The organism is Flavobacterium sp. (assembly GCF_044368995.1).
Taxonomy (GTDB): Bacteria; Bacteroidota; Bacteroidia; order Flavobacteriales; family Flavobacteriaceae; genus Flavobacterium.
In genome coordinates, this window is the sequence record NZ_JBIPMS010000038.1 from 1 (window position 1) to 14,055 (window position 14,055).

Consider the following 14,055-nt stretch of genomic DNA (forward strand, 5'->3'; position numbering starts at 1 on the left):
AGAAAACAGACTAAAACCTATATGAATCAAAACGTATAGGTTTTTTCTTTATATTTGAAATATTAAAATAAAACAATGAAGATACTACTCGTAGGAGAATTTAGTCGGTTGCACAATTCATTAAAAGAAGGACTCTTGGCATTAGGTCATGAAGTTATTTTAGTGAATAATGGCGATGGCTTTAAAAACTATCCTGCAGATATTAGCATTCGAGCGGCTTTTTTCAAATCGAAATTAGGCAATATCCCAAGACAAATTTGGTTTAGAATTTTTAAATTCGATTTGGCTTTATTAGAACATGGTATTAGATTTTGGTGGATTTCTAAAAAACTAAAAAAATATGATATAGTTCAGTTAATTAATGAAACTCCAATACAAACTGTTTCAAAGTTAGAATTGTTTTTATTAAAACGTATTTTAAAGCAAAATAAAAAAGTTTTCTTAATGTGTTGTGGGATTGATTATATGACCGTATCTCATATGCTCCAACAGAAAGACAGGTATTCCGTTATGAATCCTTACTTTGAGGGTATTGCAAAAGCTAAAAAACAATATGACTACTATTTTGATTTTTTAACCAAATCGCATCAAAAAATTCATCAATTTTTATACAAAAATAGTTCTGGAGTCATTGCGTCTGATTTAGATTATATAGGACCTCTCATTGGAAATGAAAAGTATTTAGGTATGGTTGCAAATCCTATAAATATTGATAAAATTGTAAATAGTGAAACTATAATTTCTGGAAAAATTTCTATTTTCTTAGGGATAAATTCAGGAAATTCTTTCACAAAGGGAACTTCATTTTTTGAAAAAGCGCTCGTAATTATTCAAGAAAAATACCCAAATTTGATTGAAGTTAAAATTACTACAGATATACCTTACTTAGAATATCAAAAACATTTTGAAAAGGCACACATCATATTAGACCAAGTATATGGTTTTGATCAAGGATTCAATGCTCTAGAAGCAATGGCCAAAGGTAAAGTAGTGTTTACTGGTGCGGAAACTGAATTTTTAAATCATTATAATTTACAAGAAGATGAAGTAGCAATAAATGCATTACCCGATGTAAATTATTTAGTTGAAAAATTATCTTTTTTAATTGAAAATCCCTCCGAAATTAATCGAATTGGTCAAAATGCCATTCATTTTATTAATAAAGAACATCATTATGTTACTCAAGCTCAAAAGTATTTGACACTTTGGTTTCAATCGTAATAAATCTTATTTTAATATTCAATAAGTGCTCTAAATCCCTCTTTACAATTATTTTTTTCCGTTATTATAATTTATTCCGTAAAAGAAATCCTGTATTTAAATTGTATTGAGAAGTAAACGTTTTTATTCATGACTTATAAAAGCAGATAATATTTTTTCAAGTTTTTTTATTTTATTGTTTACTTTTAACAAAAAAAACATGATTTCAAAAATTAAATATGAATATTTATTGGGTTTTATTGCAATAATTTGGATATTGTTTTTTGCATATGTTATTCAATTAAAAGCTGGTTTTTCATCTCTTGGCGATGATGGAAGTTATTTATATTCCGCAAGACTGCTGTATTTTAATCATAAAATTGATAATACTAGACCCTTGTTGATTTCAGCTATAAATGGTTTTCCATATTTATTTGGTTTTTCTAACCACACAACTGTAAAATTTGGGATTTTCATTAATTTTTTATGTTGGTTTTTTACTTCTGTTTTATTGTTTAAAATTATTTCAAAAATTTTAAACAGAAAAAAAGCATTTCTACTTTCGGTAATATTTATTTTTTGTATTGGAAATTTAGCTCATGCTTTTAATTTCTTATCAGAATCTATTTTTATTTTTATGATTTTGTTATCTATTTATTTTGTTAGTAAATATTATGAAACAACTAAATACTATTTCATTACAATTGCAATTGCTGTTTTACTTTTTAATACTCTTATAAAACCTGTTTCTATTGGGTTAGCTTTAATTCTAATATTTTTCTTTATTTCAAAATTTAAAAGAATCATTTTTAATAAATTATCGTTCCTACTTTTAGCTAGTTTTTTATTGATTATTTATCAAATGTATTCGCTAAAGAAGAATTATGGAGATTTTACAATAAGTTATATTAGTTCAATCACTTATTATAATTATTTAGGAGATAAAGCGGATTGTTATAAAAAAGGTATAGAATATTTACCCGCAAAAACGGAAAGATCTAAAAAATATGGTTTATTATCCAGTAATGAAATGAAAAAAACCGCTGAAAATGATTTCAAAAGCCAGTTTAATAACAACACCTATAACTTGTTTAAAGCTTATTTGTTTTGTATGTATTCTAACACTCACAAAGGAAATTATATTGTAAGTGAATGCAACAATGAAAAAGGAACCAGTTATTTTAATGTTTTTTATTTTTTATTTAAAGCGATTTCAAAACTTCAGAATATATTGTTTACGATTTTTGGAGTATCTCTGTCCTTTTATTGTTTGTTGAATTTTAATAAAATTGATAAGTTTTATTTGATGAATGCAACATTCATTTTGTATATATTTTTTATTTCTGCAATCTCATGTTTTCAATGTGACAGATTTCATATTGTGTTTTATCCAATCGTACTGTTACTACTTTTAATTTTTTTAAAAAATATAAAAAACATTACTAATAAATACATAAAATAAGTAAATGTATGCGCCATTACAATTCCTTTTATTCCAATGGCATGCATCATCCCATTTGACGAAAAATAAAGTATTGTCAAAGAAATTATTTCTGTAATAATAAATGTTTTTGTTTGCTTTGTTGCGATTAATATAGTTCCAAAAATTAATGATATTGCTTTTAGTAAATCACCTAGTAATTGCCAAAAAAACAACGATTCCATTGATTCAAATTCAGAAGAAAATAATATTGGAATAATAAATTTTCTAAAAAAATAAATTAGAACTAAACCTATCGCAAAAACAGGAATAATCGTTTTTAAATAATTAAAAATAATTTCCTTTACATTTGAATTTTTTGCCGCTATTTTTGGGTAAAAATAAATTGTCATTATTGAAGAAACAAACAATAAATAATACGAGGAAATCCGTTGTAAACCTTCATAAATTCCTGCATTTTGTAATCCCGTTATAGTGACAATATCAGTACGAATTTCCAGTAATACGAAAGAACCAATTACACCAGAAACCAATGCCATTAACACGTATTCAGACAAGTTTTTTACAACCGAAAAATTGAAATTTTGAAAGGAAAAAACATCGGAAATTGAAATAAGATTTTTAAGATAGAATAAACAAACAAAAAACACGAAAACTGGTGCTAAAACTAAGGAAACCAAAGCACCAAATGTAGCATAATAATAAATTAAAAACAACGAAAATAGTAACGCTATAGCACTTGAAATAATCTGAATATATATTACATTTTTATATTTTTGAAAACCATTAACCACTGAAATACAAAACGTTGAAAAAACATATATTGGAAATAAAATAGCTAGAATATAAAACAAAAAAACATAAATCTCTGAATGATTAAATAATTGTTTTGAAAGATAATTAGCGCCAAAAATTAAGAACAAACTAATGCATATTGAAGAAGTCAAAAGCAACAATCCAAAAGTAGCTAAAACCGATTTCAATTTAGCTTTATCGTGCTGATATTCAGAGACATATTTTATAATCCCATTCTGAATTCCGAGTAAAGAAAAATTTTCAACTACATTTAAAAAGGCTCTAAAATTTCCTACATAGGCCATTCCGTTTGCTCCAACAAAAAGGGCTAACGCTTTGGATGTAATGAAACCAAAAGTTAATTTCAACAAAATATGAACGCTATTCAAAGAAGTAATTTTGAATAAAGGTTTTTGCATTATTTTTTTAATTTCAGACAATTAATACGAATTTAATGTAGCAATAATATGCTTGATTTCTTCATCTGTCAACACAGAACTCATTGGTAAACTCAGTACCTCTTGATGAATTTTTTCAGTAATTGGTAAACTTAAATGATTAAATTCTAGCAATGCTTTTTGTTTGTGAGGCGGAATTGGATAATGAATTACTGTTTCTATTCCGTTTTTATATAAATATTCTTGTAACGTATCTCTGCTTTCGGTACGAATTACAAATAGATGAAAAATGTGATCATTGAAATTATTCCAAATTGGTAAATGAATTTTATGGTTCTTAATTTCAGATAAATAACGTTTTGCTGCCTTTTTTCGAGATTCATTTTCAGCATTTAAATGAGGTAATTTGATGTTTAAATATGCTGCCTGTAATTCATCTAAACGAGAATTTACACCTACATAATCATTATGATATTTTTTAGTTGAACCATAATTTCTTAAAGAAAATAAAACTTCTGCTAAATTAGCATCGCTGGTTGTAATTGCACCGCCATCGCCTAATGCGCCTAAATTTTTTCCAGGATAAAAGCTAAAAGCACGTGTATGATTTCCTTTAAAAGTTAATCCGTGTGCTTGTGCCGCGTCTTCAATAATAAGTATATTGTGAGACTCACAAATAGCATTAATTTTATCCATTTCGGCCAATTGTCCATATAAATGAACCACTAAAATGGCTTTAGTTTTTGAAGTAATTATATCTTCAATTAAATTAGGATCAATATTGTACGTTTCAAAACTTGGTTCAACAAAAACAGGAGTCAAATCAGCTTCTAAAATTGCTAAAACGGAAGCTATATAGGTGTTTGCAGGAACTATCACTTCATCACCTTTTTGTATGTTTCCTAATTGAATATGTGCTTTTAATATAAGCACTAAAGCGTCTAACCCATTCCCCACGCCAATACAATGTTTCGCCTTAGAAAAGGAAGCAAAACTTGTTTCAAATTGTTTTACTTCGTTACCTAAAATATACCAACCATTGTCTAAAAACGCTGTCGTTTTAGCTAAAAATTGGTCTTTAAATGGCTTATTTAGTTTATGTAAATCTAGAAATTTTATCATATCAAAACCTGATTTAAATTCACATAATTTTTAGTCTCAATTTCATAAAAATTTTGGACAATTGTTCTTGCCCCAAAAGATTCTTTCCAATAATGCAAACTTTCGTTTAATTGTAAACCATTATTCTCATTAGAGATTCCAAAATCAAAATATTTATCATTTGAGAATACGTTTTGAATTAAATGATTATATAAAAAGTCCAAACCACCTAATTTGGTATTAAATGCTTTGTTTCCTGAGATATACTGAGGATGAATTACGTTTTTTGTTATAAAGACAGTTACGCCACCTATAATTTCATTTTCAAAATACACATTAAATTGTCTGATTAATTTAGGAAATTTAGACTTTAAATAGGTAATTTCTTCAACGGTATGAATGGGTTTAGAATTGTATTTGGTATATAAATTCGGAATTAATAGTTTTTCCCAAAATAAATCAAAAGAGGTTTCTTCTACAATTTTTAATTTTTGTTTTTCGCCTGTTTCTATGCCTCTTTTACGAACACGAGAAGTCTCAATTTTATTTGCTAATTCCAAAATAGCTATGGCATCTCTTCGAATAAGCTTGGCTTGTAATAAAAATGAAATGTACTCCATTTCGTCAGATGGAAATGAATTGTAAATTGGAGGAATTATTTTTAATTGTACTTTATTAAATCCGGCTTCAAATAAATATTGAAATAGATTATAGTTTAAATGAATTATTTCAGAAAGTTTGCTTTTTTTATCTAAAATTAGTCCGCCATAGGTTAACCCTTGATGTGAATAAATTTCGTTACCTACTATATTTGCAGGTAAAAGCGCTCTTAAATTTTCTTTTTCATCAAAAATAAATAACGAATAATCTTCAAATCTATCCGAATGGTATTCCATAAAATCTCTATGAAACAAAAATGTAGCATTTTTTGAGTCTGCTACAAAGTCATTCCATAAATTATAATGTTCGGAAGTATATTTTATTATTTTAAACGTATTCATTATTGATTTTGAGTGTTCTAATTATGAAAAATAACAATTTGGCTTCATAAATCTTTGGGGAAATTAGTAAAATTTATTACTTTGGTAAAATTATTCAGCATAAATATTAAAATTTAAAACCTATTCATGAAAAAATCACTTGTGTTTTTTGTGTTTTTTTTACAGTTTTCATTTTCTCAAAATATTGGTTTATATAGCCAATTTAACGGAAGATACGACTTTACTTTTGTAGGAAACACATTAAATCCTGTTGAAAATTCATTTCAAACCACTCCGGCAGTTTTAACAACATCTTCGGCCACATTAGCACTTAATACCAATGACATTATTGAAAGCGCCTATTTATATTGGGCAGGTTGTGGAACTGGGGATTTTAATGTCAAATTAAATGGTACAGATGTACTTGCTACAAGAACTTTTTCAAATATATTAACTCAAGGTCAATCGTTTAATTATTTTAGTGCATTTGCAAATGTTACCTCACAAGTACAATCCACCGGAAATGGCACCTACACTCTTTCAGATTTAGATGTGAGTAGTTTCGTTTCGCTTCACGCGCAAAATAGTACTAATTTTGCAGGTTGGGCATTAATAGTTGTATATAAAAACCTATCATTACCCTTAAATCAGTTGAATGTTTACGATGGATTACAAGTAGTATCACAATTACAAAACAATCTAAATGTTACACTTAATGCGTTAAATGTAATTGATAATGTAGCTGCAAAAATTGGTTTTTTAGCTTGGGAAGGCGATTCCGGAATTCAAGTGAATGAAACATTGCGAATTAATGGAAATATTATTAGTAATCCGCCATTAAATCCTGCTAATAATGCTTTTAACGGCACTAATTCGATTACCAATTCCAATCAATTATACAACATGGATTTGGATATTTATAACATACAAAACAATATAAATATTGGAGATACTTCGGCATTAATTCAGTTGACTTCAGGACAAGATTATGTTATGATTAATGCAATTGTAACAAAATTAAACAGTCAATTGCCTGATGCCCGAATTACATTTCCTGCTCCTGCATTAAATTGTAATATAAGACAACTTCATATCAATTATTCTGTAACCAATAATAATGCTACAGCTAGTCTACCGGCTATCACGCCAATTACTTTTTATGCTGATAATATAGTGGTGGGTTCGGCTTTTACGCAAAACGCTATTCCTATTGATGGTTTTGAAAACGGAACTATCACGTTAACAATTCCTGCGAGTATTCCTTTACAGTTTAATATAATTGCTAGAGTAGACGATACTGGTAATGGAACGGGTATTGTAAATGAAATATCTGAATCGAATAATTTGTTTAGTTTACCCATTCAACTTTTAGTTTCTCCTGATTTTAATAATTTAGAAGATATTGTTAGTTGTAATTTAGGATTAACAAAAGGAATTTTTGATTTTTCTGAGTATGAAGGAAGTGTAAAAACCAATCCAGGACATTTGAGTACGTTTTATTCTTCTGAAGCAGATGCGCTAAATTTTACAAATCAAATACTATTTTTAAATAACTATGAAGCATTACAAACTCCGAAAACCATTTGGGTCCGAATTGACGATGAACAAATTGGTTGTTATAGTTTAACTTCATTTGAATTACTAACAAAAAATTGCGAACCAATAGTTTATAATGCCGTATCACCAGATAATGATGGACAAAATGATTTCTTTTTTATTGAAGGATTAAGAGATATTTTTATAAATTTTAAATTGGAAATTTATAACCGCTGGGGAAGATTATTATGGACTGGAAACAACAACAAACCAGATTGGAATGGCTATTCTGAAAATACAATGGGCAATAATGAGGCGCCAAGCGGCACCTATTACTACATTTTATACCTTAATGACCCTGATTATCCAAAACCATTAAATGGTTATTTATATTTAAGAAGATAGAATCTATATAGTTAGACAAAACTTAAAATTATAACTAATATTTCTTAAAAGTAAATTCTCATAAAAAAAATTTATACTTTTAGCCAACAAAAAACAATAAACTATGCGAATATTTAATTTCTTAATAGCAATATTAACTATTAATTTAGGTTTTAGCCAAAATTATTTTCCTAAAAATGATGGTGTCAAACAAACCTACAAAAATCCAGTAGCAATAACTAATGCTACTATTTATTCATCTTCTACAGCTAAAATTGAAAATGCAACTATTTTGTTTGAAGGTGATAAAATTTTAGAAATCGGAACACAAATTTTAATTCCTAAAAACGCAACAATAATTGATGCTACAGGAAAAACTATTTATCCTTCATTTATAGATTTATATACTGAATTTGGAATTCAAAAACCATTAAGAAAATCGTCAAACTCAAAATCGCCACAATACGATTCTGAAAGAAACGGATATTATTGGAACGACCACATTAGAGCCGATTTCAATGCTTTTGAAAATTTAAATTACGATGAAAAAGCTGCGAAAGATTTAAGAGAAACTGGATTTGGAACAGTTTTAAGTTTTAATAATGATGGAATTGTGGCAGGAACAGGATTACTTTGGACATTAAATGACGTTGAAAATAATGGAACCAGAATCTTAAATAATAAAATATCACAACACATTACGCTAAAAAGAAGTTCGCTTTCAGGACAATCCTACCCTTCTTCATTAATGGGAAGTATGGCGTTGATCAAACAATTTTATCACGATGCAAAATGGTATGCTGCAGGAGGCTCAAAGTCAAAAGATATTTCATTAGAAGTATTTAATCAAAATAAAAATTTAGTCCAAATATTTAATGCTGGTGACAAATTAAATATCTTAAGAGCAGATAAAATTGGTGACGAATTCGGAATAAATTACCTTATCAAAGGGAGCGGAAACGAATTAGAACGTATCGAAGAAATTAAAAAAACGAATGCTACATTAATTATACCAATTAATTTTCCTGAGGCCTATGATGTTTCCGACTCATTTCTTGCGGAACAAGTTGTTTTGTCTGATATGAAATTTTGGAATCAAGCACCCTATAATCCAAAAGTACTTGCGGAGAACAATATTAATTTTGCTTTAACTACTGCCGATTTAAAAAATCCTAAAGACTTTTTAACAAACTTAAGAAAAGCCGTAGAATTTGGATTTCCAAAAGAAAAAGCAATAGCAGCTCTAACTGAAATACCAGCAAAAATTGCAAACCAAACCAATATTGGTGCTTTGAAAAAAGGCAACTTAGCAAATTTTATTATTACTAGTGGAGATATTTTCGATTCAAAAACCACTATTCAGGAAAATTGGGTTCAAGGAAATAGATTTGTAATTGAAAAAATACAACCTTCAGATATTAGAGGAAAATACGATTTAACTTTAGATTCTAATAAATACGATTTAGCAATTGAAGGAGAAATTTCAAAATTAGATGCTAAAATTTCTCAGGATAAAATGGAGTTCGGTACAAAAATTACTTATAACGATCCTTGGATTACAATGGTTATTAAAGGAAAAGATACTATTTCTTCCAATTTTATTAGAATTTCTGGGCTAAAATCTGAAACAGGTTTATCTGGAAAAGCGTTTTTAGAAAACGGAAAAGAAGTTTCTTGGAGTGCCGTTAAAAAGTCCGCAACTACAGAAGTTAAAAAAGACGCTATAACTGACAAAAAAGAAGAAAAGAAAACGCCAGTTTTTTATCCCGTTACATTCCCAAACCTTGCTTTTGGAAATTTAACCAAACCAAAACAAGAAACAATATTGTTTAAAAATGCTACGGTTTGGACAGGAGAAAAAGAAGGTATTTTAAAGGAAACTGATGTTTTAATTGAAAACGGAAAAATTATTAAAATAGGAAAAAACTTGCCTCAAAAAGGAAAAGTGATTGATGCAACTGGAAAACATTTAACCGCCGGTATTATTGACGAGCATTCACATATTGCTATTTCAAATGGTGTAAATGAGGGCGGACAAAATTCATCTGCTGAAGTTACCATTGAAGATGTAGTAAATTCTGAAGATATTAACATTTATAGAAACTTGGCTGGTGGTGTAACTTCTGCTAATTTATTACATGGTTCTGCTAATCCAATTGGTGGCCGTGCCGCATTTGTTAAACTAAAATGGGGATACAATCCTGATGAAATGTTGGTAAAAGACGCCCCTAAATACATAAAATTTGCTTTAGGTGAAAATGTAAAACAATCCAATTGGGGTGATATTGAAAGATTACGTTTCCCACAATCCAGAATGGGTGTAGAACAAGTATATGAAGACTATTTTTCTCGTGCGTTGTCCTATCAAAAAGAATGGGATGCTTTCAATGCCAATAAAGGTAAAATTGCTCCTCGTTTTGATATTGAATTGGAAACATTAAGTCAAATTTTAAATAAAGAACGTTTTATCACTTGTCATTCTTATGTGCAATCTGAAATAAATATGTTATTAAAAGTAGCGGAAAAATACAATTTTAAAATTCAAACGTTTACACATATTTTAGAAGGCTATAAAGTAGCAGACAAAATGGCCAAACATGGCGTTGGTGGTTCTACTTTCGCAGATTGGTGGGGTTATAAATATGAAGTAAATGATGCCATTCCTTACAATGCAGCGCTTATGAATAATGTTGGCGTTACGGTTTCAATCAATTCAGATGATGCTGAAATGTCGAGAAGATTGAATCAAGAAGCGGCCAAAACATTAAAATATGGTGGTGTAACTGAAGAAGCAGCTTGGAATTTTGTGACTTTAAATCCGGCTAAATTACTACAAGTTGATGATAAAGTGGGAAGTATTAAAGTTGGCAAAGATGCCGACGTAGTGCTTTGGTCAGAAAATCCTTTAACCATTTATGCAACTGTAGAAAAAACTATTGTTGATGGAATTATTTTCTTCGATTTAGACCAGGAAACCGCCAAAAATGAAACGGTTCAAAAAGAAAGAAATGAGTTAATTAATTTAATGTTAGATGCCAAAAACAAAGGCTTAAAAACACAAGAACCAAAGAAAAAATCGAGCGGACATTATCACTGTGATACCCTTGGTGAAAAATGCAGAGAATTTCATGCTAAATACAACAACTAATGAAAAAACTAACTTACATATTCGCACTAACTACCTTTATTAGTTTTGCACAACAAACACCAGCACCAAAGCAAACAAAATCGATTTTAATCATTGGTGGAACGGCGCATTTAGGTAACGGAAAAATTCAAGAAAACAGTCTGATTTCTATTGTTGATGGTAAAATCGCTTCTGTTTCTGATGCAACTGTAACTAAAATTGCCAAACACGATATTACTATTCAAGCAGATGGAAAGCATATTTATCCTGGATTCATCGCGCCAAATTCAACTTTAGGATTAGTTGAAATCGATGCCGTTCGAGCTTCAGATGATGAAAGTGAAATTGGCGAATTCAATCCACATATTAGAAGTTTAATAGCTTATAATGCTGAATCAAGACTAACGGAATCAGCTCGACCAAATGGCGTTTTATTGGCACAAATAACACCACGCGGTGGAAGAATTTCTGGAACTTCTTCTGTAGTGCAACTAGATGCTTGGAATTGGGAAGATGCCGTAATTAAAGAAAATGACGGAATTCATATGCGATGGCCAAATAGTTATGCTAGATTAGGTTGGTGGGCAGAACCAGGCGGCATTGAATCGAACAAAAAATATGAGGAACAAACCAAAGGCGTTCAACAGTTTTTTGACAATGCGTTTAATTATTTAAAATCAGATAAAAAAACAAAAGACATTCCTTATGATGCGATGAATGGGTTACAAAGCGGAGAAAAAACGTTATTTGTAAACGCAAATGGTGAAAAAGAAATTACGGATATTATTTTATTTAAAAAGAAAAATAATATTAAAAAATTAGTAATTATCGGTGGGTACAACGCCCATAAAATTGCCGATTTATTAAAAGAAAATAATGTTTCAGTTTTATTAAGAAGAATTCATGATGTTCCGAATTCTGAAGATGAAGATGTTAATTTACCATACAAAATTGCTAAAATATTAACCGAAAAAGGAATTATAGTTGGTTTAGAAAATTCTGGTGATATGGAACGCATGCAGACCAGAAACATACCATTTTATGCAGGAACATGCGCCGCTTGGGGAATGAATAAAGAAGAAGCGTTAAAATTAATAACATCAAACACTGCAAAAATTTTAGGAATTGACGCCAAATACGGAACCTTAGAGGCCGGAAAAAGTGCTACCCTATTTATCTCAGAAGGCGATGCATTAGATATGAAAACGAATAAGTTATCTCACGCTTTTATTGATGGACGACAAATTAGCTTAGAAAGTCACCAGACAGAATTATACGAAAGATATAAAGATAAGTTTGAGAGCGAAGGTTCAAAATCGGAAGTTAAAAACTAAATCAGAAATCATCAATTTCAAAGTCGCAAAGCCATAAGTTTTGCGACTTTGTTTTTATCCTTAAAAAAGATAACTTTGTAACTCAGATTCTTAGCAACTTAGTCACTCAAAATGAAACAAATCACTTCCATTCAAAATCCGTTTGTCAAAAACTTAATTATATTGCAAGACAAAGCCAAAGCACGCGAACAATCGGGAACGTTTATTATTGAAGGACAACGAGAAATTCAATTGGCTTTAAAAGGGGGCTATGAAATAGAAACATTACTATTTTGTCCAGAATTATCCGGAAAATCTGAAAATCTGAAAATTCAAATAGCAGAACATTTAAAAATAGAAATTTCGAAAGAAGTTTATCAAAAATTAGCGTATCGCGATACTACCGAAGGAATTATCGCCATTGCCAAATCAAAATCTTTACAATTATCCGATTTGAAATTGTCTAAAAACCCTTTAATTTTAGTTGCAGAAGGATTAGAAAAACCAGGAAATTTAGGTGCTTTATTACGAACCGCAGATGCTGCCAATATTGATGCTGTGATTATTACTAATCCAAAATCAGATATGTATAATCCAAATATTGTGCGTTCTAGCGTAGGTTGTTTGTTTACACGTCAAATTGCCGTGGCGACTTCAGAAGAAGCGATTGCCTTTCTAAAAAAAAATAACATCAATATTTATTGTGCGACTTTACAAGATTCAGCCACCTATCACACACAAAATTACAACGATCCAACCGCGCTAGTTGTTGGAACTGAAGCAACCGGAATTACAGCCGTTTGGCGACAAAATTCAACTAGAAATATCAACATTCCGATGCAAGGTAGTATAGATTCTATGAATGTTTCGGTAGCAGCAGCTATTTTACTATTCGAAGCCAAAAGACAAAGAGGATTTAAATAACAATTACAATGTCAAAAATCAATATCAATTCTGAAACAAAAAATAAACAAATGAAAAAAATACTTTTAATAACCTTATTGACTTCATTCACAGCGTTTTCTCAAATAACTGAAAAAGAAATTGATGAAGTAGCAGAAAATACATTAACAGCATTTAACGTTCCAGGAGTTGCAGTTGCGGTTGTAAAAGACGGGAAAATCATTCATAGTAAAGGATACGGAGTAAAATCCATACTTAAAAAAGATAAAGTAGATGGAAACACGCTTTTCGGTGTAGCCTCAAATAGCAAAGCATTCACTACAGCTGCTATTGCAATGCTTGTCGATGAAGGAAAAATGAAATGGGATGATAAAGTTGTTAATTACTTACCTAATTTTAAAATGTATAACGACTATGTTACGAATGAATTCACGGTTCGTGACTTAGTAACTCACAGAAGTGGATTGGGATTAGGTGCTGGCGATTTAATGATTTGGCCTGACGGAAGTAATTTTAAACCAAAAGATATTGTTGAAAATTTACATTATTTAAAACCCGTTTCTGGTTTCAGAACTAAATATGATTATGACAATTTATTATATATTGTAGCTGGTGAAGTAATTGAAAAAGTTAGCGGATTAACCTGGTGCGATTTTATAGAAAACAGAATAATGAAACCTCTTGAAATGAATAATAGTGCGGGTTCATTTTTACGATTAAAAGACACCACAAATATTATTGATCCACACATACCAACGGATGGCAAATTAAAAGTTATATCACGTTACAAAAATCAAACTTTTGATGCTGCTGCTGGAATTTATTCTTCTGTAAACGATATGAGTAAATGGATGATTATGCAATTACAACAAGGAAA

Annotated in this window: 10 protein-coding genes; 7 read left to right on the forward strand and 3 right to left on the reverse strand. The window is 29.7% G+C overall.

Annotated elements, in window-relative coordinates; translation table 11 throughout:
- Positions 1 to 75: 75 nt before the first annotated feature.
- Entirely contained in the window at positions 76 to 1,221 is a 1,146-nt protein-coding gene (locus ACIQ2I_RS04370) for a glycosyltransferase (protein WP_396181211.1), read from the forward strand.
- Between the two features lie 199 nt (positions 1,222 to 1,420).
- Complete coding sequence (locus tag ACIQ2I_RS04375) at positions 1,421 to 2,662, forward strand: hypothetical protein (protein ID WP_396181212.1); 1,242 nt, start codon at positions 1,421 to 1,423, stop codon at positions 2,660 to 2,662.
- Here the strand turns inward: ACIQ2I_RS04375 and ACIQ2I_RS04380 are convergent.
- Genes ACIQ2I_RS04380 through ACIQ2I_RS04390 form a run of 3 tightly spaced genes read right to left on the reverse strand, consistent with a single transcriptional unit; the run spans position 2,587 to position 5,936 of the window.
- Positions 2,587 to 3,855 (reverse strand): O-antigen translocase, encoded by a 1,269-nt coding sequence (locus ACIQ2I_RS04380; protein ID WP_396181213.1) that lies wholly within the window; start codon positions 3,853 to 3,855, stop codon positions 2,587 to 2,589. The two genes, ACIQ2I_RS04375 and ACIQ2I_RS04380, sit on opposite strands and share 76 nt — an antisense overlap.
- A gap of 21 nt (positions 3,856 to 3,876) precedes the next feature.
- Positions 3,877 to 4,956, reverse strand: a complete 1,080-nt coding sequence (locus tag ACIQ2I_RS04385) for a DegT/DnrJ/EryC1/StrS family aminotransferase (RefSeq protein WP_396181214.1) — start codon at positions 4,954 to 4,956, stop codon at positions 3,877 to 3,879.
- Positions 4,953 to 5,936, reverse strand: a complete 984-nt coding sequence (locus ACIQ2I_RS04390) for a GNAT family N-acetyltransferase (RefSeq protein WP_396181215.1) — start codon at positions 5,934 to 5,936, stop codon at positions 4,953 to 4,955. Before ACIQ2I_RS04390 ends, ACIQ2I_RS04385 begins: the two co-directional genes overlap by 4 nt.
- Before the next feature lie 126 nt (positions 5,937 to 6,062).
- Between ACIQ2I_RS04390 and ACIQ2I_RS04395 the strand changes: the two genes are divergently transcribed.
- The 5 genes from ACIQ2I_RS04395 to ACIQ2I_RS04415 all read left to right on the forward strand — a co-directional run.
- A complete protein-coding gene (locus tag ACIQ2I_RS04395; RefSeq protein WP_396181216.1) occupies positions 6,063 to 7,856 on the forward strand; it encodes a gliding motility-associated C-terminal domain-containing protein in 1,794 nt (597 codons plus the stop codon).
- 103 nt (positions 7,857 to 7,959) lie between these two features.
- Positions 7,960 to 10,983 (forward strand): amidohydrolase family protein, encoded by a 3,024-nt coding sequence (locus ACIQ2I_RS04400; protein WP_396181217.1) that lies wholly within the window; start codon positions 7,960 to 7,962, stop codon positions 10,981 to 10,983.
- Positions 10,983 to 12,296 carry an amidohydrolase family protein gene (locus ACIQ2I_RS04405; protein WP_396181218.1) on the forward strand — a complete coding sequence of 438 codons (1,314 nt, stop codon included), beginning with the start codon at positions 10,983 to 10,985 and terminating at the stop codon, positions 12,294 to 12,296. Before ACIQ2I_RS04400 ends, ACIQ2I_RS04405 begins: the two co-directional genes overlap by 1 nt.
- A 111-nt stretch (positions 12,297 to 12,407) precedes the next feature.
- A complete protein-coding gene (locus tag ACIQ2I_RS04410; RefSeq protein ID WP_396181219.1) occupies positions 12,408 to 13,199 on the forward strand; it encodes a TrmH family RNA methyltransferase in 792 nt (263 codons plus the stop codon).
- Between the two features lie 50 nt (positions 13,200 to 13,249).
- On the forward strand, positions 13,250 to 14,055 hold an 806-nt coding region (locus ACIQ2I_RS04415; RefSeq protein ID WP_396181220.1), incomplete at its 3' end, for a serine hydrolase domain-containing protein.

Excerpts from the sequence above, each read along its gene's own strand:
- ACIQ2I_RS04370 (WP_396181211.1), top strand. The coding sequence starts at position 76 with ATGAAGATACTACTCGTAGGAGAATTTAGTCGGTTGCACAATTCATTA.
- ACIQ2I_RS04375 (WP_396181212.1), top strand. The coding sequence starts at position 1,421 with ATGATTTCAAAAATTAAATATGAATATTTATTGGGTTTTATTGCAATA.
- ACIQ2I_RS04380 (WP_396181213.1), bottom strand. The coding sequence starts at position 3,855 with ATGCAAAAACCTTTATTCAAAATTACTTCTTTGAATAGCGTTCATATT.
- ACIQ2I_RS04385 (WP_396181214.1), bottom strand. The coding sequence starts at position 4,956 with ATGATAAAATTTCTAGATTTACATAAACTAAATAAGCCATTTAAAGAC.
- ACIQ2I_RS04390 (WP_396181215.1), bottom strand. The coding sequence starts at position 5,936 with ATGAATACGTTTAAAATAATAAAATATACTTCCGAACATTATAATTTA.
- ACIQ2I_RS04395 (WP_396181216.1), top strand. The coding sequence starts at position 6,063 with ATGAAAAAATCACTTGTGTTTTTTGTGTTTTTTTTACAGTTTTCATTT.
- ACIQ2I_RS04400 (WP_396181217.1), top strand. The coding sequence starts at position 7,960 with ATGCGAATATTTAATTTCTTAATAGCAATATTAACTATTAATTTAGGT.
- ACIQ2I_RS04405 (WP_396181218.1), top strand. The coding sequence starts at position 10,983 with ATGAAAAAACTAACTTACATATTCGCACTAACTACCTTTATTAGTTTT.
- ACIQ2I_RS04410 (WP_396181219.1), top strand. The coding sequence starts at position 12,408 with ATGAAACAAATCACTTCCATTCAAAATCCGTTTGTCAAAAACTTAATT.